The 23,998-nt window shown below is 68.4% G+C and carries 26 protein-coding genes, 2 tRNA genes and 2 riboswitches; of the genes, 16 read left to right on the top strand and 12 right to left on the bottom strand.

Features of this window, described 5'->3' with window-relative positions; translation table 11 throughout:
• Position 1 precedes the first annotated feature (1 nt).
• The 7 genes from VMT65_RS28415 to VMT65_RS28445 all read left to right on the top strand — a co-directional run bounded on the left by VMT65_RS28415 (position 2) and on the right by VMT65_RS28445 (position 5,280).
• Complete coding sequence (locus tag VMT65_RS28415; RefSeq protein ID WP_326311557.1) at positions 2 to 1,021, top strand: AraC family transcriptional regulator; 1,020 nt, start codon at positions 2 to 4, stop codon at positions 1,019 to 1,021.
• A 127-nt stretch (positions 1,022 to 1,148) separates the two neighbouring features.
• The gene (locus VMT65_RS28420) at positions 1,149 to 1,625 is read left to right on the top strand and encodes a hypothetical protein (protein WP_326311558.1); all 477 of its coding nucleotides are present in this window, start codon (positions 1,149 to 1,151) and stop codon (positions 1,623 to 1,625) included.
• Positions 1,626 to 1,629: 4 nt separating this feature from the next.
• A complete protein-coding gene (locus VMT65_RS28425; protein WP_326311559.1) occupies positions 1,630 to 2,301 on the top strand; it encodes a class II aldolase/adducin family protein in 672 nt (223 codons plus the stop codon).
• Complete coding sequence (locus VMT65_RS28430; protein ID WP_326311560.1) at positions 2,301 to 3,233, top strand: carbohydrate kinase family protein; 933 nt, start codon at positions 2,301 to 2,303, stop codon at positions 3,231 to 3,233. Before VMT65_RS28425 ends, VMT65_RS28430 begins: the two co-directional genes overlap by 1 nt.
• Positions 3,230 to 4,597, top strand: coding sequence for a flavin monoamine oxidase family protein (locus VMT65_RS28435; protein ID WP_326311561.1), 1,368 nt, complete (start codon positions 3,230 to 3,232; stop codon positions 4,595 to 4,597). Before VMT65_RS28430 ends, VMT65_RS28435 begins: the two co-directional genes overlap by 4 nt.
• Positions 4,598 to 4,610: 13 nt before the next feature.
• Positions 4,611 to 5,069 carry an SRPBCC family protein gene (locus tag VMT65_RS28440; RefSeq protein ID WP_326311562.1) on the top strand — a complete coding sequence of 153 codons (459 nt, stop codon included), beginning with the start codon at positions 4,611 to 4,613 and terminating at the stop codon, positions 5,067 to 5,069.
• Between the two features lie 16 nt (positions 5,070 to 5,085).
• The gene (locus VMT65_RS28445) at positions 5,086 to 5,280 is read left to right on the top strand and encodes an O-methyltransferase (protein WP_326311906.1); all 195 of its coding nucleotides are present in this window, start codon (positions 5,086 to 5,088) and stop codon (positions 5,278 to 5,280) included.
• Here the strand turns inward: VMT65_RS28445 and VMT65_RS28450 are convergent.
• Positions 5,243 to 5,318: transfer RNA gene (locus tag VMT65_RS28450), tRNA-Lys, on the bottom strand. The genes VMT65_RS28445 and VMT65_RS28450 overlap by 38 nt on opposite strands.
• 275 nt (positions 5,319 to 5,593) lie before the next feature.
• Here VMT65_RS28450 and VMT65_RS28455 point away from each other — a divergent pair.
• Positions 5,594 to 5,794: a hypothetical protein gene (locus VMT65_RS28455; protein ID WP_326311563.1), complete on the top strand. Its 201-nt coding sequence runs from the start codon at positions 5,594 to 5,596 to the stop codon at positions 5,792 to 5,794.
• A gap of 66 nt (positions 5,795 to 5,860) precedes the next feature.
• Here the strand turns inward: VMT65_RS28455 and VMT65_RS28460 are convergent, their stop codons facing one another.
• A complete protein-coding gene (locus VMT65_RS28460) occupies positions 5,861 to 6,454 on the bottom strand; it encodes a hypothetical protein (protein WP_326311564.1) in 594 nt (197 codons plus the stop codon).
• 41 nt (positions 6,455 to 6,495) lie between these two features.
• Positions 6,496 to 6,589: riboswitch (glycine riboswitch) on the bottom strand.
• A riboswitch (glycine riboswitch) is annotated at positions 6,590 to 6,677 on the bottom strand.
• Positions 6,678 to 6,775: 98 nt separating this feature from the next.
• Positions 6,776 to 7,483, bottom strand: a complete 708-nt coding sequence (locus VMT65_RS28465; RefSeq protein WP_326311565.1) for a hypothetical protein — start codon at positions 7,481 to 7,483, stop codon at positions 6,776 to 6,778.
• A gap of 125 nt (positions 7,484 to 7,608) precedes the next feature.
• Here VMT65_RS28465 and VMT65_RS28470 point away from each other — a divergent pair, with 125 nt between their 5' ends.
• Together VMT65_RS28470 and VMT65_RS28475 are read left to right on the top strand one after the other, a co-directional pair.
• Positions 7,609 to 8,256 carry a cyclase family protein gene (locus VMT65_RS28470; protein WP_326311566.1) on the top strand — a complete coding sequence of 216 codons (648 nt, stop codon included), beginning with the start codon at positions 7,609 to 7,611 and terminating at the stop codon, positions 8,254 to 8,256.
• 160 nt (positions 8,257 to 8,416) lie between these two features.
• A complete protein-coding gene (locus tag VMT65_RS28475) occupies positions 8,417 to 8,770 on the top strand; it encodes a hypothetical protein (RefSeq protein WP_326311567.1) in 354 nt (117 codons plus the stop codon).
• Between the two features lie 25 nt (positions 8,771 to 8,795).
• On the opposite strand, the gene VMT65_RS28480 is transcribed toward VMT65_RS28475, so the two are convergent.
• Positions 8,796 to 10,001: a L,D-transpeptidase gene (locus VMT65_RS28480; RefSeq protein WP_326311568.1), complete on the bottom strand. Its 1,206-nt coding sequence runs from the start codon at positions 9,999 to 10,001 to the stop codon at positions 8,796 to 8,798.
• A 211-nt stretch (positions 10,002 to 10,212) separates the two neighbouring features.
• Between VMT65_RS28480 and VMT65_RS28485 the strand changes: the two genes are divergently transcribed.
• Positions 10,213 to 10,288: transfer RNA gene (locus VMT65_RS28485), tRNA-Lys, on the top strand.
• On the opposite strand, the gene VMT65_RS28490 is transcribed toward VMT65_RS28485, so the two are convergent.
• The 3 genes from VMT65_RS28490 to VMT65_RS28500 all read right to left on the bottom strand — a co-directional run bounded on the left by VMT65_RS28490 (position 10,251) and on the right by VMT65_RS28500 (position 14,327).
• Positions 10,251 to 11,471, bottom strand: coding sequence for a GGDEF domain-containing protein (locus VMT65_RS28490; protein WP_326311907.1), 1,221 nt, complete (start codon positions 11,469 to 11,471; stop codon positions 10,251 to 10,253). The genes VMT65_RS28485 and VMT65_RS28490 overlap by 38 nt on opposite strands.
• A gap of 398 nt (positions 11,472 to 11,869) precedes the next feature.
• Positions 11,870 to 13,357 carry a gamma-aminobutyraldehyde dehydrogenase gene (locus tag VMT65_RS28495; RefSeq protein WP_442790317.1) on the bottom strand — a complete coding sequence of 496 codons (1,488 nt, stop codon included), beginning with the start codon at positions 13,355 to 13,357 and terminating at the stop codon, positions 11,870 to 11,872.
• A 127-nt stretch (positions 13,358 to 13,484) separates the two neighbouring features.
• Positions 13,485 to 14,327, bottom strand: a complete 843-nt coding sequence (locus VMT65_RS28500; RefSeq protein WP_326311569.1) for a class I SAM-dependent methyltransferase — start codon at positions 14,325 to 14,327, stop codon at positions 13,485 to 13,487.
• Positions 14,328 to 14,439: 112 nt separating this feature from the next.
• Here VMT65_RS28500 and VMT65_RS28505 point away from each other — a divergent pair, with 112 nt between their 5' ends.
• Complete coding sequence (locus VMT65_RS28505) at positions 14,440 to 14,865, top strand: helix-turn-helix domain-containing protein (RefSeq protein ID WP_326311570.1); 426 nt, start codon at positions 14,440 to 14,442, stop codon at positions 14,863 to 14,865.
• Here VMT65_RS28505 and VMT65_RS28510 read toward each other — a convergent pair.
• Complete coding sequence (locus VMT65_RS28510; protein ID WP_326311571.1) at positions 14,850 to 15,332, bottom strand: MarR family winged helix-turn-helix transcriptional regulator; 483 nt, start codon at positions 15,330 to 15,332, stop codon at positions 14,850 to 14,852. The genes VMT65_RS28505 and VMT65_RS28510 overlap by 16 nt on opposite strands.
• A gap of 104 nt (positions 15,333 to 15,436) precedes the next feature.
• Here VMT65_RS28510 and VMT65_RS28515 point away from each other — a divergent pair, with 104 nt between their 5' ends.
• The 4 genes from VMT65_RS28515 to VMT65_RS28530 all read left to right on the top strand — a co-directional run bounded on the left by VMT65_RS28515 (position 15,437) and on the right by VMT65_RS28530 (position 18,725).
• Entirely contained in the window at positions 15,437 to 16,060 is a 624-nt protein-coding gene (locus tag VMT65_RS28515; RefSeq protein WP_326311572.1) for a DUF4386 domain-containing protein, read from the top strand.
• A gap of 45 nt (positions 16,061 to 16,105) precedes the next feature.
• Positions 16,106 to 16,870, top strand: a complete 765-nt coding sequence (locus VMT65_RS28520) for an SDR family NAD(P)-dependent oxidoreductase (RefSeq protein ID WP_326311573.1) — start codon at positions 16,106 to 16,108, stop codon at positions 16,868 to 16,870.
• Positions 16,871 to 16,961: 91 nt separating this feature from the next.
• On the top strand, positions 16,962 to 17,825 hold the full coding sequence (sigI, locus tag VMT65_RS28525; protein ID WP_326311574.1) for an RNA polymerase sigma factor SigI: 864 nt from the start codon (positions 16,962 to 16,964) through the stop codon (positions 17,823 to 17,825).
• Positions 17,826 to 17,855: 30 nt separating this feature from the next.
• Positions 17,856 to 18,725, top strand: a complete 870-nt coding sequence (locus VMT65_RS28530) for a hypothetical protein (protein ID WP_326311575.1) — start codon at positions 17,856 to 17,858, stop codon at positions 18,723 to 18,725.
• A 9-nt stretch (positions 18,726 to 18,734) separates the two neighbouring features.
• Here the strand turns inward: VMT65_RS28530 and VMT65_RS28535 are convergent, their stop codons facing one another.
• From VMT65_RS28535 to VMT65_RS28550, 4 genes are all read right to left on the bottom strand, one after another.
• Positions 18,735 to 20,369: a thiamine pyrophosphate-binding protein gene (locus VMT65_RS28535; RefSeq protein WP_442790318.1), complete on the bottom strand. Its 1,635-nt coding sequence runs from the start codon at positions 20,367 to 20,369 to the stop codon at positions 18,735 to 18,737.
• A gap of 13 nt (positions 20,370 to 20,382) precedes the next feature.
• Positions 20,383 to 21,153, bottom strand: a complete 771-nt coding sequence (locus VMT65_RS28540) for a cyclase family protein (RefSeq protein WP_326311577.1) — start codon at positions 21,151 to 21,153, stop codon at positions 20,383 to 20,385.
• Between the two features lie 51 nt (positions 21,154 to 21,204).
• Entirely contained in the window at positions 21,205 to 22,080 is an 876-nt protein-coding gene (bla, locus tag VMT65_RS28545) for a class A beta-lactamase (RefSeq protein ID WP_442790334.1), read from the bottom strand.
• Between the two features lie 100 nt (positions 22,081 to 22,180).
• Entirely contained in the window at positions 22,181 to 23,962 is a 1,782-nt protein-coding gene (locus tag VMT65_RS28550; protein WP_326311579.1) for a penicillin-binding transpeptidase domain-containing protein, read from the bottom strand.
• Positions 23,963 to 23,998: the final 36 nt, after the last annotated feature.

Genomic DNA, 23,998 nt, shown 5'->3' on the forward strand with positions numbered 1-23,998 from the left:
CATGAACGATCGAATCGATCTGCCGATCATCCCGCCCACCGTGCTCAGCGGCGTCGTGGAGATCGGCCGCCGCGAAGGAGTCGAGGTCGGCGCGTGGTTCGTCGGCACCGGGCTCGATATCGCGCAGCTGCTGGCCGCCGACCCGATCAAGGTGTCGTTTCGCCAGGCGACCGCGGTGCTGCGCCGGGCGGTGCGGGACCTGCCAGGCAAACCGCTCGGCCTATTGGTGGGCGGCCGGGACATGCTGCTGTCGATGGGGATGCTCGGGGTGGCCATGCGCTCGTGCGCCACGGTCGGCGACGCGGTGTCGGTCGCGCTCGATCTGCATCTGGCCTCGGGCAGCCTCGTGGATGTGGATCTCGAGCACCTCGACGACGAGGTCGCGGTGCGTTTCCGTGAGCGCCGACCCGAGCCGGAGCTGCGCCGGTTCCTCGTCGAGGAAGCCCTGTCCACGCTGATGGTCTTCGCGCGCACGGTGATTCGCGCGGACTGGTCGCCCTCGCGAGTGGAACTGACCTACCCGCCCCCGCCGTACGCCGCCGAATATTCGCGGTTCCTGCGCTGCCGGGTGGTATTCGGTGCCGGGGCCGACCGTGCCGTCTTTCCCGCGCGGGCCCTCGACATCGCCTTCTCGACCCACCACGAACCCACCCGGGCGATGGCGGTCGACGCGTGCCGCCGACTGCTGGGCAGCGGCCGGACGGAGCCCGAGGTGGTGGCCGCGGTCGAAGCCGTGCTGGAACGGGATCTGCGGCATCCGCTCTCGGCGGCCGATGTCGCCGGTCAACTCCACGTCTCCGAACGCACCCTGCGCCGCCAATTGGCGCTGGCCGAACAGAGTTTCAGCGTCATCAGAGACCGGGTGCGACAGCGTCACTCGATTCGTCTGCTGCGGGAATCCAGCCTGCCGGTCGCCGTCGTCGCGCGCGAGGTCGGCTACAGCGATATTCGCGATTTCCGGCGCGCCTACATCCGCTGGACCGGACATCCGCCCAGCGCGGAGCGGCGGCTCGCGGGCTGACGGGGGATTTCCGGCCATTGTGGGGGCCGGCGCGGTCAGCGTGCGGCCGCGGGATGTGACGGTGTTCACCCGGTCCTAGATTTCTGCGCAGTCGCGAACGCGACGCGGAACAGACGAAGGATCCACCATGCGGAACACTGCACGTACCCGGATGACACTGGCGGTCGCCACGGCGGCCTTGGTCGCGCTCGGCGCGGAAGCCACGACGGCCAATGCCGCGCCCGCGGTCTCGGATCCGGCCCCCGTCCAGATCGCGCCCGCCGCTCCCGTTTCGCCTGCGGCCGACGCGATTTCGCCGATCCAGTCCGCGACGCCCGTCGACGCCCAAGCCGATATCAACAACGCGCTGAACCAGGCCGGGAACGAATTCATGCTCGGCGCGACGATCGGCAGCATGGCCGGCGGTGTGGTCGGTCTGGTCGCGGGCTGCGCGATCGGAGCCGTCGTGGGCATGATCGGCGGCTGCATCCCCGGGCTGGGAATCGGCGCGGCGATCGGTCCGATCATCGGCGGTGTCGTGGTCGGCGTGCCCGCGGGGCTGGTCGCACTCGGCCAGGCGTACGCCACCCTGCACGGGGCGGGCGAGATCAGCGCACCGCAGTAATCACATGGCGCACAGGGAATTCGACGAAGCTCGCGCGGCCGTGGCGGCGGCGGCGCGCAGGTTGGCCGCGGCCGGATTGCTGATCGGTACGGCGGGCAATGTGAGTCTCCGGGTGGGTGATCACATGGCCGTGACCGCGACCGGAGTCCGGCTCGCGCAGGCCGGACCCGAGCACGTCACCGTCGTCGATGCGGACGGGCGGGTGGTCGCCGGTGAGTTCGCGCCCACCTCGGAACTGGAACTGCATCTGGGCGTGTACGCGCGGTTCGACGCCGCCGCGGTGGTGCACACCCACGCCGTCGAGTCCACCGCGCTGTCGCTGGTCGTGGACGAGATCCCTTGTGTGCATTACCAACAGCTCCTGCTCGGGGGTGTGATCCGAGTGGCCCCCTTCGCCACCTTCGGCACCCCCGAGCTGGCCGCCCACGTGCTCGCCGCGCTGGACGGCAGGCGCGCCGCGCTGATGGCCAACCACGGTGCGGTCGCCCTCGGCTCGAGCCTGGACGACGCGGTGGAGAACACGCTGCTGCTGGAGTGGGTGTGCGAGATCTACCGCAAGGCAATGGTTTCGGGCTCGGTGCGCACGCTCAGCACGGAACAGCAGGCGGCCGTCATCGAGGCCGCGCTGCGCCGCGGCTACGGCACCACCCATCGCTTGGACGAACAGGACACGTAGTGGAGCAATCGATCATCTGCCTGGGGGCGCACGTGTTCGACGTGCAGGTGCGCCCGGTGCAGGAGATTCCGGACGGGCAGGGCGCGACCCTGGTCGAGCAGATTCGGTTCAGCCCCGCGGGAACCGCCGGCGGGACGGCGCTCACGCTGGCGAAACTCGGTGCGAGCGTGCGCTGCGCGGGCGCGATCGGGACGGACCCGATCGGTGATCTGCTGCTCGCCATGCTCGGTGCGCGCGGCATCGACACCTCACTGCTGCTGCGGCGCACCGACGTTCAGACCTCGGCGTCGGTGCTGCCGATTCGACCGGACGGCAGTCGGCCCGCCTTCCATGTGCCCGGGGCCAATCTGACCTACGGTCCGGACGACGCTCCGCACGCCGAGATCGCCCGCGCCACCCACCTGCATCTGGGCGGACCCGAGCTGATCGGTGGGGAGGCGGCGGCGAAGATACTCGAACCGGCCCGCGCCGCAGGCGTTGTCACGTCGGCCGATTTGCTGGCCGTCGGTGATCCGGGTGTGCTGGCCTGGATCGCTCCGGCGCTGCCGCACTTGGATTATCTGCTACCCAATGACGATCAGGTGCTCGGCTGCACCGGTGCCGCCACCCTCGAACAGGGCTGCCGCGACCTGGTGGATCGCGGGGTCGGCTGCGTCGTGGCGACGCGCGGTGCGCAGGGTGCGTTGGTGGTCACCGCCACCGAGACGTTCGCGGTGCCCGCGTTCGCCACCGATGTCGTGGATACGACCGGGTGTGGTGACGCGTTCTCGGCCGGATTCCTGCGCGGAATCGCCCTGGGTCGCGATCTGCGCGCCGCCGCCGTATTGGGTTGTGCCGCAGCCGCGCTCGTGGCGCAGGGGCTGGGCAGCGATCACGGGGACTTCGATCTGACCGCCGCCGACGCCTACGCGGAAGGGACTCCCACACTATGAGCGAGAAGACGGACGTCGTCGTGGTGGGTGCGGGCCTGGCGGGGCTGTCCGCGGCCCGCGACCTGGTCGCCGCGGGGCTGAATGTCACTGTGCTGGAGGCCCGTTCGCGCGTCGGTGGTCGAACCGTCAACCACGACCTCGGCGACGGGCGAGTGGTCGAGGCCGGTGGCCAATTCGTCGGTCCCACACAGGATCACATCCTCGGGCTGGCCCGCGACCTCGACGTGCGAACCTTCCCCGCCTACAACGAAGGCGCGAGCGTCTACGTGCGCGGTGACTCCGCCCGCCGCTTCACCGGGGACATCCCGCCGGACGTGCTGGCGCTGCCGGATCTGGGTGTCGCCATGCATCGGATCAACAGCCTGGCCCGCACCATCCCGGTCGACAAGCCCTGGCGCGCGGATCACGCCCGCAAATGGGACGGCATGACCTTCGAAAGCTGGCTGCGCGGAACCACACTCACCGACGGCGCGCTGGACCTGGTGAACGTCTTCCTCGGCTCCGCCTACGGCGGGTCCGCCGCCGACGCCTCGCTGCTGTTCAGCCTGTGGTACATCGCCGGTTTCGGCAACGAGACCACGCCCGGCACCATCGACCGCGGCATCGGCGTCACCGGCGGTGCCCAGGAGTCACGCTTCATCGGTGGCTCCCAGCGCATTTCGGAACTCCTGGCCGAGCAGCTGGACGGCCGGGTGGTGCTGGACTCCCCGGTGCGGCAGATCGAGCAGGATGCTCACGGCGTCACCGTGACCGCCGACTCCGGCGTCCACCGCGCGGCCCGGGTGATCGTGGCCGTACCGCCCGCTCTCGCCGCTCGCATCGTGTGGCGTCCGCTGCTGCCGCCGCAACAGGACGCCCTGTTCTCCCGCCTGACCTTCGGCACCTTGATGAAATGCGAAGCGGTGTACCCCGAACCATTCTGGCGCGCGGACGGACTCAACGGCCAGGGCGTGTTCCGTGCCGATTCCCCCGTCTGCTCCATGTTCGACAACACCCCGCCGGACGGTGGCCCGGGCGTGCTGATGGGTTTCGTCGGCGGCCCGCAGTGGCGCACCTGGGCGCACCGCCCGCCGCGCGAACGCCGTGGCGCGGTCCTGCGCCAGTTCGCGAAGGTCGTCGGCAAGACCGCCCTGCGCCCCCTCGACTACTTCGAAATGGATTGGACCACAGAGGAATGGACCCGCGGCGGCCCCACCTCGGTCCCCGGCCCCGGCGTCCTGTCGACCCTCGGCGACTGGCGAGACACCCCCTTCGGCCGCGTGCACTGGGCAGGTGCCGAGCACGCCGACCACTGGAACGGCTTCATGGACGGCGCGGTCCGCTCCGGCCGCGACACCGCCCGCGCCGTCCTCGCCCAACTCTGACGAAAGCCCGCCCATGCCAGCACATTTCGAAATCTCCGAACGTGCCCTCATCCCCGCCCCCGTCGAGCGCGTCTGGGAAGTGGTCTCCAACACCGCCCGCTACGCCGAATGGGTCGCCGCTGTCCTGGAGGTAACCGACCACCACGGCCCCGCCGAACTCGGCAAAACCTACTCCGAACGCAACCGCACCCTGGGCCCCCTCACCACCCGCTCCACCTGGACCGTCCACGAAATAAAACCCCTCCGCCGCCGCGTCGACACCGGCACCGGTTTCGAACCGCTACGAAAAATGACCAACATCTTCGAATTCCGCCCGCTCGACACCGAAACCGAAATGACCTACACGGTCCACTACCAAATCACCCCCGCCCCTCTCGCCCACCTCCTCCACCGCATAGTCCAACCGTCCACCCGCCAAGGCATGCAAACCTCCATGTCCAACCTGACCGACCTACTAATCGCCGAAGGCTGAACGCCAACAGACGCTGATTTGTCAGATGACAGGTGCGCGGCGGGTGCTGGAGTTCGGAACGCTCTGGGGATACAGCACCATTTGGTTCGCTCGCGCCGTCGGTGCTGATAGGCATGTCACCACGCTCGAGGTAGACGAGCAGTACGGGAGCTCAGGGCAAGAACATCCTGTTGTGGTGCGCCATCAGGGACTCGAACCCCGAACCCGCTGATTAAGAGTCAGCTGCTCTGCCAATTGAGCTAATGGCGCTGGGCACCGTGGTGGGTGCGGTGAAGAAGATAGCAGGGGTGGGGGTGGGGAAACTAATCGGTGGGGTCACCAGGTGTGCCAGGGTGGGGGACCATGTGTGCCGAAGTCGGGGCGCGGTGGGGTTTGGGGGCGGTGGGTGTAGCAGAATGGTTGCCGCCGGTGCGGATTCGTTGCCGGACTGTCCTGTTCGACGCAGCGCACCGCACGCGCACCACGATGCGCCACGGTGTCGCGGGTGGGTCTGCTGCGATCAATCCATGCGGAAGGTTTGATACGTGCGCAAGCACCTGATCACGGTGGCGACCATTGCACTCCTGGCGGGAACGGTTGCCGCCTGCGGCGATCACCGCAGTGCCCCTTTGACTCCGCCCTCGCCGACGTCGTCGGTGCCGTTCCTCGGCGGCGGCCAGATCCCCGAAGTGATCGACGTGCCGACCAGCACCCCGGCGACCACCTCCGCGACCAAAACCCGCTAGCGGCCCCGGAATTCGTCGACGAGCAGGCGACCGCCGGGCGGGGTACACCGACGCAACGCGTGGCGGTCAGGCCGGGACATCGGTCGGGCGGGAGGGCGGTCGCTTCAGCAGGGCCAGGGTGCGGGCGGTGTGCCGGTGCACACTCAGGACCGGGATGCCCAGGGCCACAGCGGTTTCGGTGGCGGACAGGCCGACCGCCACGCGGAGGGTGAGAAGATCGCGCTGACCGTCGGACAGCTGGGTGAAGGGGGAGCGGCGGGAGTGCTCGTAGCGGCACAGGCCGACCGCGCGGCGGATCGTGGTGTACGCGAATTCGAGGAAGTCTCGGCGCGCGGTGCGGGCGGTGGGCCAGCCGGTGAGGATCGCGGTCGTCACCTGGTCGGCCAGGCGGTCGGAGATGACGTTCGCGCCCAACTCCGCACGGCAGCACGCGGTGGCGAAATACCGCGTGTAGGTGAGCAATTCGGCAAGGGCGGTGCGGCGACCCGAGGCCGCGGCGGCGAGGGTGGCGGAGCTGGGAACCGCTGCCCGCGACGGTGCCACGGCGGTCATCGGTGTCACAGCGGTCATCGGGGTCACGGCGGTCGCCGCGCGGGTGACGGGCGGAGTCACGCAGGGCAGAGAGGCCACGCGGGGCAGAGAAGCGGTATCGATGCTCATGGGAGGTCCTCGGATCAGCCGGGCGTTCGCCCGGTTATCGGATCTCCCCCTCTGTCATGGGACCTGAGAGCTTCGCCGCATGCACGACTTGCACCGTAGGTGAGGCGCTCCATACGCCTGACTTTCCAGAGTGGCCTGGTCGAAACGGTATCTGTGCCTGAGAGATTCCGGGGAGGTTGCTCCTTCGGCACCCCGGATCCGGGGCTTCTCCCGCCACGACTCATAGCGGCCGGATATTCGATTGTCTCGGGCCAGCCTAGTCGATGCGGTGGGTCGCCGACACCACACAGCAACCCACCGGCATCCGGATTGTGGCCGATCTCACCGCGGATCGCTGAGCAGCCACTGCTCGCGCGGCGTGCGCCGGCGCTCACGGCGACTGCCGACGCGAGCCCGCGCGGCGTACGCGAGGGTGCTCTCCTCCGCGGTCAGCTGATGCCAGCCGCTGCCCCCGCCGATGTCGAACGCGCCGATGTACCCGCCGGGCAGCAGCTGGAACGGCTCGGTGATGTGCTTGCCGAAATCGAACTGGGTGCTTCCGGGCTTGCGGAAGTTCTCGAACCAGGCCGGAAACACGAAGTCCGACACCATGACCCCATCGATCTGATACCCGTACTGATCGGCCTCGCACGCGTCGGCGACCTCGTAGGCGTAGAGGCGGCCGGTGGTCGCGGTGGTGAAGACGTAGGCGGCCAGATTGATGTCGGGATCGCCGAGCATCTCGAGCAGTTCATGGCTCGCGGTCACCGTCCACTGCAGTCCGGCATTGGTGTCGCTGCGCGCGAACACCTTTCCCAGCGGCAGCCCCTCGCTGGTGAGATCGTGGTAGCCGAGCGCCCCGGCCTGATCCGAATCGTCGGCGATCACGATCCACCACGCGCCCGGCTCGGGCTGCTGACCGCTGCCCACGAAGCTCAGCTCGGCGTCACTTCCCCAGACCGGAGCCCAATCCCGGTGCACCTGCGTCTGCAGCGCCGGGACGACCGCGGAAACCTGGGCGTCGGTCAGTACGGTACTGCGGTTCAACACGGCAATATGTATGGCAGACATGGCGATTCTCTCGTCGTTGTGGCTGATCAGCGTGGTAGGCGCGACGTCATTCGATCTTGCTGGCTGTCATCATCTCGCGAAAACCCCAGGGAGGCAGGCCAAAAGTGCGCATTATCGATCTTTCGGTCCCGATTCGGTCCGGTATGCCGGTGTATCCCGGCGATCCGGAGGTCACCATCCGCCCCGCCTTGACCGTAGCCGCCGACGGGGTCAATGTGCTGCATCTGGATCTGGGTTCGCAGACGGGGACGCACGTGGACGCGCCGAGCCATATCGACGATTCCCTGCCCACCCTGGACGAACTCCCGCTGGAACGGTTCCTCGGCCCCGGTGTCGTCATCGATGCCCGCGCGGTCGGTGCCGGTGGTGCGATCGGGCGGGAACTGTTCGAGGGCCGGGTCGCCGCGGGGCAGATCGTGCTGATCGCGACCGGTTGGTCCGAACATTGGGGCACGCACGCCTACCTGAACCATCCGCACCTGACGGTCGAGGCGGCCGAGTACCTCATCGCCACCGGTGTGCGCACCCTCGGCATCGACGCCCTCTCGGTCGATCCGACTCCCGCCGAGGAGATTCCGGTGCACCGCATCCTGTGCGGCGCGCACGCCGTCATCGCCGAGAACCTGACCGGACTGGCCCGGCTGCTCACCCCGGAAAACGCTGGTCAGCCCGTGGAGGTATCGCTTTTCCCGCTGAGCCTGCCCGGGGCGGACGGAGCCCCCGTGCGGGCCATCGCCCGCCTCGGGGCATGACGGCGACCTCGGGAATGTGTGACAGAAACACCAGTGTGTCGCATTTTGCGGCGCAGGTCACTCGATCTTCGTAGACTGCTCTGGATCACCGGGGGCGTCGGGGCCCCCGGCCACGCCCGATCCGAAGGAATCCGCAGTGAACCGTTGTGCCGTAACCACTTTGCTAGCCGTTGCGGCTATCCTCCCCGTTGCGCCCATCGCCTCGGCGGAGATCGTCCTCACCGACGCCACCTCGACGACGACCACCACCCCCACTCCGGGCGTGGCCCCCAGCCCCGGCACCGGCGTCCCCGGCGAGAAGGACGACCCCAACAACCCCATCGAATCCGATGTCGAACTCGGATCCTCGGCCTTCAAACTCGGCGGCGCGCTCGGCTCGGCGACCACGGGCTCCTCGGGTCAGAAGGGCCTGTGCACGGTCCTCGGCACCGCCTCCTCGCTCGGCGGCCTCGCGGCCCTGGGCTGCGGCAACCTCAATGGCGGCGGCGGCATCGGCCCCGGCACCATCAAGTAGGACTCAGCCGCGGTCGGCTCGGCGTTCAGCCGCGGTCGGCATTGCCCGCCTTCCACTGCTCCCACGGAATGTTCCAGTCGCCCAGCCCGTCCACGCCCGACAGCGTCCCGCCGACCGTGTTCTTCACGATGGTGATGTCACCGCGCTTGACGTTGTCGTAGACCCACTTCGCGTCGGACGGGCTCAGATTGAGGCAGCCGTGGCTGGTGTTGACCGAGCCCTGCGCGCCCACCGACCACGGTGCCGAGTGGAAGAAGATGCCGGAGTAGGAGATTCGCGTCGCCCAGTCGATCGGCGTCTTGTAGCCGTTGGGTGAGTTCACCGGGACGCCGTAGGTGGAGGAGTCCATGATGATGCGGTCGAACTTGTCGCCGACGATGTAGACGCCATTGTCGGTCGGGGTGGAGTCCTTGCCCATCGAGGTCGGCATGGTCTTGATGACCTGGCCGTTGCGCTCGACCGTCACGATCTTGGTGTTGTCGTCGGCGGTGAAGATGGTGGCGTCGCCGACGGTGAAGCTGGAGTGGATGTCGCTGTCGCCGACCAGGCCGTTGCCCATATCGTGCCCGTAGGCGTTGACCGCGATGTCGACCTTGGTGCCCGGGGCCCAGAAGTTCTGTGGCCGCCAACGCACCTCGCGGTTGTTGACCCAGTAGAACGCGCCCTCGACCGCCGGGGTGGTGGTGATCTTGATCGCGTCCTGGGCGGCCTTGCGGTCCGGAATGTTCTCGTCGAACTGCACGGCCACCGGCTGCCCGATGCCGACCACCTCGTTCTCGGCCGGGAGCAGGTACGGGTGGGTGCGGTTGTTCGGCGAGATCGTGGTGAAACTCATAGTGGTGGTGGCCGCCCCGCCCAGCCCGACGGCATCCACGCTCAGCTTGTAGGTGCGCCCGAATCCCAACTGCTCGGCCAGCTTCCACGAGCGGCCGTCCTGCGCCAGCTCACCCGGCACCGCCTTGCCCTCCGGGCTGGTGAGCACCACATTGGTGAGGGTGCCGTCCTCGACCTTCAACGTCAGCTCCCCGGGCGACACGCCCTTGTCGCCGTCCTTGACAGGGGAGATCAGCTTCGGCTTGATCAGCTCGCCGATCGGGTTGGAATCGATTGCCACCGGGGCGGATTGGTGCTTCCCGGAGGAGCAGCCGACCAGCATCAACGCCAGCACAGACAGTGCCGCCCCGATCCCCAGCAGCTTCCCGGTACGTCGTCGACCCTTCGCATCACTCATCGCAACCCCACTCCCACGTCTCGGCGCACCCGGTCCCACAGCGCTCGCTCCAAACATCCGTGATCACCCCCCGCGCGTTAACAACTCTCGACACCTTTGCAAACGCGCAGCTCAGAGGGGCGATTTCACTTTCGGAGCCCAAGCCTGTTAATGTTCTTTCCGCACCGCAGAGCGGCCGGAGCGAAAGCCAAGGCCCCCGGCGGAGTAATCCGCGCCATTAGCTCAATTGGCAGAGCAGCTGACTCTTAATCAGCGGGTTCGGGGTTCGAGTCCCTGATGGCGCACCACAAGAAGCTCCCGATCGAATATTTCGGTCGGGGGCTTCTTGCGTTCCAGGGGTTCCACGCCGTCGCTGTCGGTGATGACGAAAGTGTTGCCGCCCAGGCCTTTCGCGCGGTACATGGCGGAGTCGGCCCGGTGCAGCAGGCGGCGCAGGCTGGATTCGGTCCATTCGGAATCCGCGTGCGAGGCCTCGATGATCGCGACGCCGATGCTGGCCGTGATGGTGACGGGCAGGTCCGGGGTGGTCTCGATGGCGGCGCGCAGTCCCTCCGCCAGGGCCGCGGGATTGTCTCGGAGGTAGCCGACGACCACGAATTCCTCACCGCCGGTGCGGGCCACGAGGGCGTCCGATTCGACGGTGTCGCGCAGTCGCTGGGCGGTCCGCACCAGGACCTCGTCGCCGAAGGGGTGGCCGAAGGTGTCGTTGATGGTCTTGAACCGGTCCAGGTCCAGCGAGGCGACATACGCCGACCGGCGCTCGCTGCGGCCGATGCGCGCGGCCAGATAGGAGTCGAGGCCGCGACGGTTGAGCAACTTGGTCAGCGGGTCCGACAGGGCGTCCACCCGCACGATCCAATGGCCCAGCTGCACGAACGGCAGGATGACGCCGACCACGACCACCATCACCAGAATGATGTCCAGGCCCAGGGCCAGATCCTGGAATCGCCCGTGGGTGTGTGACTCGCCGCGTCCGGTGGCCGGCAGGTAGCCGAGCGCGATCAGTGTGGCCAGCATCACCGTCACCAGAATCGACCACGCGACGTGCAGGGCCAACACGCGCGGGCCGTGGAATACGGTCACATATCCGCCCATCGCCATCAGCAGCACGATGCCGAGCACCGCGATGACGCGGTCGCGCGCGAGGAGATCGTTGGCGGCGGTGTCCAGGTCGAAAAGCACTATCCAGACCAAGGATTCGACTTCGCGCGGCCACGGCAGCAGCCACCAGCGCAGCGTCCACAGCCCGGCGACCGTGGCCTCCAGCGCGCCCTGCCAGCCCAAGGGCCCCGACACCTCGCTCTGCGCGAGGGCGGCCAACACCGCGATCAGCAGCATGACGATCCCGCCCGCCCCGAGCATGATCTTGAATCCGCGCAGCGCCGAGTGCGACTGCAGGGTGTCGACCAGCCATCGATAGTCGACCCGGTCTCGCCACCAGGTTCGATACAGCGATCGAGCGTCGGTCATGGAACCGCCTCACAGCGTCAGGAGATCCTGTGTTCGGCTGGGTAATCGCGACTCTTCGCGCAGGTTATGACCATTTCGCGGGGTGCGCAATGTTAACTTCCCTACGCTCCCGTCACCTCACGGCCGAGTCCCGGCACGCGTCCACGTCCGAAGCACCCCGCGTGCTGCGGGATCACCTGTGGATGCACTTCACCAACCACAATGGCCGCGACGAGGCCGACGCGCCCGTCATCGTGCGCGGGGAGGGCTCCTACCTGTTCGACGCCCGCGGCAAGCGCTACCTCGACTCCGGTCTGCGCTGTGGTCTCGGGTCTGCCCTGCGGTCTCGGGTCTGCTCCGCGGGGCATGAGAAAGCGGCGGGCGCTGGAATTCAGCGACCGCCGAGCCTGTGCCAATCCTCAGTCCGCGCGGAAGATCACGTCGTGCCACGGCTTGTGCGCGGCGGCGGTGATATCGGACATGACGTGTTTGATGTTGGTGTATTCGTCGAATGCGTAGGTGGACATGTCTTTTCCGAATCCGGAGGCCTTGTACCCGCCGTGCGGCATTTCGCTGATGATCGGAATGTGGTCGTTGATCCACACGCATCCGGCCTGGATCTCGCGGCTCGCGCGCTGGGTGCGGAAGACATTGGTGGACCAGGCCGAGGCCGCCAGACCGTAGACGGTGTCGTTGGCGAGCGCGATGGCCTCGTCGTCGGTATCGAAGGGCAGCACCACCAGCACGGGGCCGAAGATCTCCTGCTGCACGATGTCGGAATCCTGTGTCGCGCCGGTGATCAGGGTCGGTTCGTAGTACGCGCCGCCGGGATGGGTGTGCTCGGGAATGCGGCCGCCGCGAACGACTTTCGCGCCGGCCTCCCGGGCGCGCTCGACCATGCCGCTCACCTTGTCCCGATGCGCGAGCGAAATGAGCGGCCCCATATCGGTTTCCGCGTCCTCCACCGGACCGAGAGTCACGTGATCCATGAGATCGGCCACGCGCCCGACGAATTCGTCGAACAGCGGCCGCTGCACATACGCCCGGGTGGCGGCCGTGCAGTCCTGGCCGACATTGATCAGGGCCCCGGCGACCGCGCCGCGCGCCGCCGCCTCGAGGTCGGCGTCGTCGAAGACGACGAAGGGGGCCTTGCCGCCGAGTTCCAGATGCACGCGCTTGACCGACCCGGCGGCGGTCGCGGCCACCCGACGCCCGACCACCGTCGATCCGGTGAACGAGACCATGGCGACATCGGGATGCTCGACCAGCGCCTGCCCCGCCACCGGGCCCACGCCGACGACCACATTGATCACCCCCGCCGGTATCCCGGCCGCGGTAGCCGTCTCGGCGAACAGCAGCGAGCTGAGCGGGGTCAGCTCGGAGGGCTTGAGCACCACGGTGTTTCCCGCCGCCACGGCGGGCAGGATCTTCCACGCCGCCATCTGCAGCGGATAGTTCCACGGCGCGATGGAGCCGATCACGCCGAGCGGCTCGCGGCGGATGGACGAGGTGTGGTCGCCGGAGTACTCGGCGGCCGCCTTGCCCTCCAGGTGGCGCGCGGCCCCGGCGAAGAAGGCGGTGTTGTCGATGGTGCCGGGCACGTCGAACTCCCGCGCCAGGCGAATCGGCTTGCCGGCATTGCGGCTCTCGATCGCGGCCAGTTCCTCCGCGCGCTCGTGCAGGATTCGCACCCAGGCGTGCATGAGATCGGACCGCTCACCGGGCGTGCGCCCGGCCCAGTCCGGGAAGGCGGTCTTGGCGGCGGCCACCGCGGCGTCGACATCGGCCGCGCTCGCACCGGCTCCCTCGGCGATCACCGCACCGGTGGCCGGTGCGGTGATCGACAGTGGCGCACCGGATCCGGTCCGCCGCGCACCGCCGATGAACTGCAATTCCTGCTGAGTCACTGTGCTCCTTGTCGGCATGCCGCGTGACGCGGGTGGCGGTGTCCAGACATACTCTGCACCGTTTCCGCCGGGGAGCAACTCGACGATCTGTAAGCGATTCCGGAATTCGTATGACGGTTCGTCGATCTCAGGAACCGTTCGGGGCGTGTCCCGTGAGCAGCCAGCAGGCGGCGGTGAAGCGAACCTCGTCACCGTGGATATATGGATCGAAGGCCGGGCGGATCGCTTCGATCACCTTCGCACGGGTGGCGTCGTCGACCTCGAGCAGGGCCAGGCCGACCGGGCCCAGGCGGGAGATGTAGGGGGTGAGGTCCCGTTCGGGCATGGTGCATTCGACGTCGAGGGGACGCACATCGATGTCGACCCAACCGCCGCCCGCGAGGATCTCGGTGACGTATTCGCGGTCGGCCAGGGCGAATTGGCCCGGCGACCCGGCGACCCGGGGCGGCAGGTCCGGCAGCAGCGGTGCGGCCGCGCGTTCGGCGGCGGTGAAGTACGGATTCTCGTCCGTGCCGCGCCAGACGATGCAGCCGAGGCTGCCGCCCGGGCGGGTGGCGCGGCGCAGATTGGCGAAGGCCGCCACCGGATCGGGGAAGAACATCACGCCGAAGCGGGACATGACCAGATCGAAGGTGGCGGGCTCGAAGGGATGGGTTTGGGCGTCGGCGCGAATGAAATCGACCGGCAGGGCATCGTTTTCGGCATTCGCGCGGGCGGCGGCGATCATCGGCTTCGCGATATCGACACCCAGGCACTCCGCGCCGAGCGCGCGGGCGACGGCGAATGTGGTGCTGCCCGTGCCGCATCCGACATCCAGCACCCGGTGGGCGTCGGCCGCACGGGCCGTATCCACCAGCACGTCCTCGAACGGCCGCATGACCCGGGTGATGAGGTCCTGGGCCTCGACCCAGGCATTGCCGGACGGTCCGTTCCAGCGGGCGGATTGGTCGTTGTCGGTCGGTGCCGTCATGGTCGTCTCCAAGGTCGGTTGGACGGGCGGAGAACTACACTGTGTCAGTTCAAGTCGACTTGAGGTCAAGGGTCAGGAGTACGCCGTAAACAGCCTGGATATCGCCGAAGTCGTGCGCCGATCCGGTGTGCCCGCCTCGACGCTGCGCTATTACGAGGAGCGTGGACTCATCGCTTCGACCGGGCGGCGCGGACTGCGTCGCCAGTTCGACGCCTCGGTGCTCGAGCAGCTGGCCCTCATCGGCATCGGCCGCCTCGCCGGATTCTCACTCGACGACATCGTGCGCGTCTTCGGACCCCAGGGCGAACTGCGCGTGGACCGCGCCCTCCTGACCGGCAAGGCCGACGAATTGGACCGCACCATCACGCAATTGACCGCCGTGCGCGACGGTCTGCGCCACGCCGCCGCCTGCCCGGCCCCGAGCCACGCGGAGTGCCCGACCTTCCGGCATCTGCTGCGCGCGGCCATGAACGGCGATATCACCGTGGACGAGGCGTTGACCGCGACGAATTCGGCGGTACCTCACACCGACTTGTAACCCGGATGGACGCCGGGCATCAGCCCCTGGTCGGCGGCGATCCGGACGAGTAGCTCCGACAGTTGCTTGTGCTCCTCCGCGCTGAGCGAACGGCACAGGTGTTCCTCGGCTTCGCGTGCCACACCGGCCAATTCGACCAGGGTGGTCCGCCCCTTCTCGGTCAGATACAGGGCGTGCTGGCGGCGGTCGTCCGGATTGCGCTTGCGTTCGATGAGTCCCCGGTCCTCGAGCTTGTCGGCGAACTGCACGAATCGGCTGGGCGGCATGCCCAGTTCGTCGGCGAGCTCGCGCTGGCTGCGGCCGGGCTGGGCAATGAGCAGCCGCAGCAGTCCGGCCTGCGGCGGGGTCAGGTCCAGAGCGGCCGTGCGCTCGGCGAATCGATTCGCGGCATAGGCCCCGACCTGCGCCAACAGGAACCCGACGGCCGTCAGGGCACGCTGCGGCGCGAACTCGTCTTTCGCATCCATGCGGCAATAGTAGCAGCGGAAAAATAATAGACGCTTGACAATCGTTACAGATTGTAATCATTATTTGAGGTGTACGGATCGCCCCGAGATTGAGGATCCCCGCGATGACCGCCACCACCACCGTTCGCACCGGCCCCGCCGTGCTCGCCCCGGTCGCCGCGTTCGCGGCGCTCACCATCGCCTACGTCGCCACCAACGCGCGCACCCCGCACCCGGACGCCAGTGGCCCGGACGTGCTCGCCTACACGACGTCTCACGTCGGGCTCATCAATGCCGGGGCGGTGCTGATCGTGCTGTCGGCCGCGCCGCTGGCCATTGCCGCCGGGCTGATGCAGCGCATCCTGCGCGGCCCGTCCATCACCACCATCGGCGCGGCACTCGCCGCGGGCGGGCTGACCTTCAGCGGCCTGTTCGCCTGGGCCGGTGCGCGATTGACCGATTCCGCCGGGCCGGTGCTGGCGCGCACCCTGGCCGATCTCGGCTACCTGTCGGGTGGTCCGGCCTATGCGGCGGGCTTCGGACTGCTGGTCGTCGGCATCGTGATGTCGGCTCTGCCGGAACGGAATCTGCCGGAGTGGCTGATCTGGTGCGGTGTCGCCCTCGCCGCGGTCGCCGCGCTCTCGACGCTGGCGCTGGTGGTCTCCGGCCTCGGGTATCTGCTGCCGGTGGTCCGCTTCGGCGGGCTGCTGTGGCTGATCGGCGTGGCCGTCGTGCTGTCCCGGCGCTGATTCACCCCCAACCATCTCGCTCCATCGATCGAAAGGCTCACTCCCATGCTCAGCACCTACTCCGACCTCGCCGGCAAGACCGCCGTCATCACCGGTGGCTCACGCGGCATCGGGGCCGAGACCGCCAAGCGTTTCGCCGCCCAGCAGACCAATGTCTGTGTGGTCGGCCGGGACAAGCGGGCGCTGGATTCCGTTGTCGCCGAGATCCTCGCGGCGGGCGGTACCGCGGTCGCCGCGGTCGCGGACGTCACCTCGGCCGCCGCGCTGGCCGATGTCCGGACCCTGGTCGAGAGCGAGTTCGGCCGGGTCGACATTCTGGCCGCCTTCGCGGGCGGCATGGGTCAGCCCACGCCGAGTTCCGAACTGTCGGAGGAACTGTGGTGGCAGGCCCTGGACGCCAATCTGACCTCCGCCTTCCTGACCGTGCGCACCTTCCTGCCGATGCTGCTGGCGCAGGGTTCCGGCAGCATCATCACCATGTCGTCGTCGGCGGGCCGTCAGCCCAGCCAGGCCAATCTCGCCTACGGGGTGGCCAATGCCGGGGTCATCATGCTGGCCCGGCACCTCGCGACGGAATTGGGTCCGCGCGGGATTCGCGTGAATGCCATTGCGCCGTCCTCGATTCGCACCGAGAAGGTGGCCGCGAACATGCCCGAGCCGGTGCAGGAACAGGTGGCGGCATCGCATCCGCTGCGGCGCATGGGCCTGCCGGGGGATGTCGCCGAGACCGCGCTGTTCCTGGCCTCGGACGCCTCCGCGTATCTGAGCGGCATCACGATCGACGTGGCGGGCGGGCGGATCACCAACTGACGCTGTCCCTGCGGCGGTGGCCCAAAGGGTCACCGCCTTTCCGTGTGCGCGGGACCGGTAACTTTCCGCGGGCGTGTCCCGTCATATGTGTATGAGCACCGAGGAGCGCCCGGACCGGTTCGGTGGAGCCTGGCGGCGGCATCGCGCCTACGTGGTGGATCTGGCCTTTCGACTGCTGGGCGATATCGGCGGTGCCGAGGACGCGGCCCAGGAGGCCTTCGCGCGGCTGGCACGGACGCGGCCCGGCGAGGTGGAGGACGAACGCGCCTGGCTGACCGTGGTGACCAGCCGGTTGTGCCTGGACGAATTGCGCAGTGCGCGAGCGCGTCGCGAGCGGGCCGACGATCCGGCGGAGTTGGAGAACGCGGTACCGGTCGCGCAGGCCGTGCCCGTCGATCCGGTCGATCGGATCACCCTGGACGAAGAGGTGCAGTTGGCCCTGTACCGCATGCTGCAGCGGCTCGCGCCCGCCGAGCGGGTGGTGTTGATCCTGCACGATGTGTTCGGGGTGCCGTTCGAGACGGTGGCGGACACCGTGGGTCGGCCGACGGGGACGTGTCGGCAGTTGGCGCGGCGGGCGCGGATCAAGATGGCGCAGGCGCGTCGACCGGACGGTCCGGTCGCACCGGCCGAACATCGGGCCGTGACGGAGAGATTCATCGCCGCCTGTGCCGGTGGGGATTTGGCGGAACTGCTGGCGGTGCTGGATCCGCGGGTGTGGGGTGTGGCCACCTTCCGGCCGGACTCACCCATTGTCGCGCCGACCAGCCGGGGGGCGGAGATGGTGGCGGCCAATATGATCGCGTTCTTCGGGCCGGGGGTCACGCTGGTGACGCATTCGGCGTTCGGGCGGCCCGCGTTGCTCGCCTATCGGGAGCGGGAGCTGTTCGGGGTGCTGGTGCTGACGATTTCGGGGGAGCGGATCGTCAGTGTGGAGGCGACGGTGGATGCGTAACTTTCCGGCGCGTGGTCTCGTCGTAACTGTATGACTCACAACAGCATTCGAATCAGCTATGGGAAATGTGTCGTCGCGGCGCTGTTCGGACTGACCGTGGCCTGGGGTACCCCGGCAGCGGTTGCCGAGCCGGTGGACGCCGCGAATCAGTATCTGGGCGTGTGGAATTACGAGCAGCCCGATCGCGCCGATGCCACCGATATCGCGACGGTTGGACAGTTCGGGATCAATCCGCTGACGTTTCCTCAGGTCGGGACGATCGAGTTCAGCAGGGGCGGCGACGGAGAGATCATCGGGCACACCGATCAGGGCTGCACCTGGCATTTTCGGGTGAACGGTGACGGATTGGATCTGACCGGTACGGATCAGTATTGCTTCAACAATGTCATCGGCTCCGGGTACAACATCTACTCCTGGCATGTCACCGTGCACGACGGCCAGGAGCGGGAAGTGGTGCGGGCCAACAGCTATCTCGGCTACGGCACCTTCGACTTCGACCTGCCCAATGGCAAGCGCACCCGTGCCGATGCCGCCGGACCGGATGACGCGGCGCGCCTGTTCACCGGAACGTGGATGTTCGATCCGACGAATCCGGCGTACCTGAACAACCTGACCTCGCCCGGCTATCAGCCGAAAACCGGTGCGGTACGGATCGATTCGAACGGTTCCGGACTGACCGCTCACACCGACGACGGGTGCTCGTGGACGTTCGACGCCCGGGGCAATACTGCCGAACTCGCGCCCGCCGAGCAGACCTGTGCGCGGCCGGACGGCACGGTCACCGTGTCGTTCTGGTCGATGTCCAGCGACGGGACGCACGTGTACACGGTGTTGAACAGCACTGACCCGCAAATGGGTTCGTACTTCATCGGCAGCGGCAGCCTGACCCGGCAGTCGTGACGCGGACCGTCAGTGCCGGGCAAAGGCCTCCTGCAGCCACCAGGACCCGCCGTCGCTGGTGATCTTCGCGTCGAGCAGCAGCGGGGTGTTCCGGTGACCTGCCAGCCATTTCGGGACGATGTCGAGGTCGGCGACGGTGCGGACGACGGCGGCCTCGCAGCCCGCGCCCCGGGCCAGGGCGGCGATATCGGTGTCGGGGAACGTCACCGCGCCCAGATCGGCGTCGCGAAAATGGTGGACCTCGGCACCGTAGGCGTGGTCGTCGTAGATGACGATCAGCATCGGAATACCCAGGCGCACCACGGTTTCCAACTCGGCGATGCCCATGAGCGCGCCGCCGTCGCCCAGCGCGGCGACCGGCAGGCGGTAGGGGTGGGCCAGCGCTGAGCCGATGGCCGTGGCCAGACCCAGGCCGATCGATTGGAAGGCCTGGGTGAAACAGAAGCCGTACTGGTCGGGGACGTCGAGATAGGCGCTGGGGTAACCCATGAAATTGCCGGAGTCGACGGCGACGATGCGCTCGGGCGGCAGGAGATCGTCGAGCGCGATGCTGAGCGTTCGGGGGTCGATGCGCTCGGCGGTGGATCGATCCTCGAACGGCACATCGCGCCAGCGTGCGGTCGACAGCCGCTGTGCCACCTCGGGCGTCCGATAGCCGACCCGCGGAGCGCCGTCCCCGACCCGTGAGGACGCCAACAGCACATCACGCGCGGTCTCACCGACATCGCCGTGCACACGGAGGTCGACCGGGCGGTGTGCGCCCAGCGCCGAGTGCTCCGAATCGACCTGAACCACAGTGGTATTCGGTCCGATGAGGCTGCCGTGGCGCATGGTCCACATGTTCAACGCGCAGCCCCACCCGATGATCAGATCGGCCTCGGTGATCAGCTCGGCCGCCGTGGGCGAGGCGAATCCACCCGAAATGCCCAGTGCCCAACGATCACCGCTGAACAGCCCGTGCGCGACCGCCGAGGTGGTGAGCAGCGCCCCGACGGATTCGGCCAGGGCCCGCAGTTCCGAGCCGGAGCCGCGCGCCCCGCGGCCGGCCACGAACACCGGTCGGCTCGACTCCGCCAGCAGCGTCACCAGTTCCGAGACCGCCTGCTTGCCCGGGCGGATCGCGTCCGGTGCCATCGGCGCGGTGACCGCCTCCGGTGCGGCGATCTCGGCGGCCTGGATGTCCAGCGGGAGGTTGAGCACCACGCAGCGGCGCTGGTCGCGGGCGGTGCGGAAGGCGCGCACGGTGTCGGCCACCGCGCTGTGCGGGGTATGGACGCGTTCCGCGACCGCGCCGACGGCGGTCGCGAGGGCATCCTGATCCACTCGGAAGTTCGACAGGACCGAGGCACCGGGGGTGTCGGCGGCCAGAACGAGCAGGGGCGTCCGGCTTTTCGCGGCTTCGGCGATCCCGGTGAGGGCATTGGTCAGGCCGCAGCCCTGATGCAGGGAGACCGCCGCGACGGTGTCGGTCATGCGGGCATAGGCGTCGGCCATGGTGGTCGCGCCGCATTCGTGGCGGGCGGCGACATAGCGAACACCCTTGGCGCGCAAGGCGTTCGTCAGGTCGAAATTCCCGCTGCCCACCACGCCGAACACCCGGGAGACGCCGAGTTCGGCGAGGACGTGGCCCACGACCTCGCTCACCGATGGCACGGCGCTACCGGTCGACGAGCGCGAGAACCCGCGCGGGACTGCCGGTTCCGCCCTTGATGGGGAGCGGGCTCACGATCAGTCCGGCGCCGGTCACCGGCAGCCGCGCCAGATTGCGCAGCTGGGTCAGACCGCATTTGCCCGCGCCGAGCAGGAAGTGGTGACAGGGGAACGGCGGTTCGAACGCGTGCGCCGCGCCCGCGTCGGTGCCGACGGTCTCCACGCCGAGGCCGAAGATCGTTTGCTGCGAGAGCCATTCGGCGCAGTCGGCCGAGAGCCCCGGGGAGTGCGGGCCGGTCGGATCGGCGTTGAGGAAGCGGTCGGCGTCATCGGCGTAGGCGTCCCAGCCGGTACGCAGCAGCACCCAGCCGCCGTCGGGCAGCGGGCCGTGCTGTTTCTGCCAGGCCAGCACATCGTCGACCTCGAGCAGGAAGTCGGGATTGCCCGCCACCCGTTCGGAGACGTCGATGACGACCGCGGGGGCGATCAGACCGCGCAAAGGCGTTCCCGCGACATCGAATCCGCCCTGCCCGGTGACCCAGTGGATCGGCACATCCAGGTGGGTCCCCGTGTGTTCGCCGGTGTGGATATTGTTCCAAAACCAGCCCGGACCCCGATCGTCGTAGTGACTGATCTCCTCCAGCCCGAACGGAATGGTGTTCGAAAACGGCGGTGGCAGTTGGAGAATCGGGGTGCCGGGATGCAGCGGCGCGGTGAGATCGATGAGGTCGGTGGATCCGTCGGCGAGCGCGGCCAACAGTGCGGTGACAGCCGTCATGGCCATACCTCTGGCTCTGGGAGGGCACAGTTCGAGGCTGTCAGCATAGCGCTAGCGGACCTTGTCGACGGCCTCCTTGGCGACCGCGGCCACCAGCGGATTGTCGCCCGCCGCAGCCTGATCCGGCTTGGTGGTCAACACCGCGATCACCACGGGAGCCCCGCCGCCCGCGGGCCAGGTGACGGCGACGTCGTTGGCGGTGCCGTAGTCGCCGGTGCCGGTCTTGTCGCCGGTCTTCCAGTCCTTGGGCAGGGCCGCCCGAATACGGGTGTCGCCGGTGGTGTTGGCCAGCAGCCAGGCGGTGAGCCGGGTGCGTTCGCCCTCGGCGAGGGCGTCGCCGACGACGAGCTTGCGGTAGTCCTCGGCCAGGGCGGTGGGGGTGGTGGTATCGCGTTCGTCGCCGGGGATGTTCGTATTGATATCGGGCTCCCAGCGGTCCATGCGGGTGGTCTGGTCGCCGATCGAGCGCAGGAAGTCGGTGAGGGCGCTCGGCCCGCCGAGCAGTTTCAGGATCTGATTGCCCGCGGTGTTGTCGCTGTGGGTGATGGCGGCGTCGCAAAGTTCGGTCACCGTCATGCCGGTGTCGACCTTGGTGCCGGTGACCGGTGAATAGGTCACCAGGTCGGCGGCGGTGAAATGAATGATCTGGTCGAAGAAGCCGGTTCCGAGCGGATGGGCGTGCAGCAGCGCGCCGCAGGCGAGGGTCTTGAAGGTGGAGTCGAAGGCGAAGCGTTCGTCCTGGCGGTAGCCGAGGGTCTTGCCGGTGCCGGTATCGATCGCCACCACGCCGACGCGAGCGCCGTGCTGCTGTTCGAGAGCGCGCAGTGCGGCGTCGGCGGTGGCCACGCTGATCGTCGTCGAGCTGGGCTGTGCGGCATCGCTTTTCGTGTCGGTGCCGCATCCCGCCAGCGGTGCGAGGAGCAACAGTGACGCCAAGGCACGGTATTTCAGGGTCGACAAAACAAGCCTCTCTGTGGAGTGCGTTGAATGGATTCGGCTCGCGCCGTGTGGAATTGGTCTGTGCGGCTCAGCGCTGAGCGCGCAGCATGCGGCCCGCGGCCTCGACGGCCGGTTCGGAACTGCCCGCGTCGCTGATGAATACCGCGAACGCCAGATCGCCGTCGATGCCGACGAACCAGCCGTGTGCGTGCTTGTCGTCGATGTATTCGGCGGTGCCGGTCTTGCCGAGCAGGCCCGGAATATCGCGCAGCGCGGTGGCGGTGCCGCCCGTAATCGTCTCGCGCATCATGGATTTCACCTGATCGGCGATACCGGTCGGGAGCGCGGGCGGCTGCTTGTCGGCGGTGCCGGGCTGCCCCTGCACCACCATCGGCGGCTTGACCGCGCCCTGGGCGAGCGCGGCGGCCACCAGCGCCATGCCGAACGGCGACGCGGTCACCTTGCCCTGGCCGATGCCCTCCTCCACCCGCAGCGCGGGGGTGTCGGCGGTCGGCACCTTGCCGGTCACGGTGGTCAGGCCGGGCGTCACGTAGTCGATGCCGAGCCCGAGCTGGGCCGCCGCGGTGGTCAGCCCGTCCGGTGCGAGCTGGACGGCCAGGCGGCCCATGGTGGTGTTGCAGGACTTGGCGAAGGCGGTGTGCAGCGGCACCTGGCCGAGGTCGAAGTTGTTGTCGTTGGGGATCTCCCGGCCCTCGATGTTCTCCTTGCCGGGGCAGGCGACCATGGAGTCGGGGGTGACCTCACCGGCCTGCAGGGCGGCCGACACCGTGACCGTCTTGAAGGTCGAGCCCGGCGGGTACAGGCCGGTCAGGCCGATCGGGCCCTGCGCGTCCCCGGCGGCGTTCTGGGCCATGGCCAGCACGGCTCCGGTCGAGGGTTGCAGGGCCACAATGGCCGCCGGAGTGGTGATGGGAGTCAAGGCGGCCTCGGCCGCGCGCTGTAGGCCGACATCGAGGGTGGTGCGAATATCGGTGACCGGCTTGGGATCCGGGCCGCCGACCCGTTGCGTGCCGTCGCCGCCCTGGGCGCGGACCGCCCAGCCCGCCGCGGCGTCGGCCTGCTGCTGCCAGAGGTCGGACAGGCCCGAGAAGGTCGGGGAGGCAAGGGATTTGTCGACGGTCAGCAGGCGGGTCTGCTGGGCCAGGGTGACATTCGGCAGATTGGTGAGCGCGGCCTGGACCGTGGCGTAATCGGAGTCGCGCAGGGTGACCGCGGTGATCGGCTTGCCCTGGGCCGCGGCCAGATCCGATTGCAGACTCGCCGCGGTCACATCCGGTGCCACCGGTCGCAGGGCCGCCGCCACGGCCGCCAGATCCGCGCCCGGTGCGACATTCACCAGCGTCACCACCTGCTGGGTGAGCAGCGGGCCGCCCGTGCTGTCGAGAATCTTGGCCGGATCCGGGTAGACGACGGAGTACGACAGCGGTCCGACGTTCAAACCCGGTGCGACGGTGGCCGGATCCCACTGGATCTTCCAGTCACTTCCGGACCGATTCGCCCGGCCGGTCGTCGTGTAGGTCCACTCGTCCTTGCCGTCTTTGCCGAGCTTCCAGGTGGCGTTCAGGGTGAAAGTGCCGCCGCTGTCGCTCTTGTCGACCTTGCTCGCGCTGAAGTGCACCTGTTTGCCCAGGTTGTCGTACAGCGTGCCGAGCGTGGTGGCGGCCGTGGCCGGATCGCTGGTGGCCTGCGCGGCGGCGGGCACGTCATCGCGATTCAGCGCGTCCGCGAAGCCGTCGACCGTCTTGGACAGCCCGGACGTGGAATCCGACGAGCACGCCGTCGCCGTCGCCGTCACCAGCATCGCCGCGGCGCAGACGCCGGTGAGTGCCCTCCTGCTGAACTGTGCCATGACTGCCACCCCAACATGGATGACCGGTGGCTGTCC

Source organism: Nocardia sp. CDC153 (assembly GCF_035818515.1).
Classification (GTDB): domain Bacteria; phylum Actinomycetota; class Actinomycetes; order Mycobacteriales; family Mycobacteriaceae; genus Nocardia.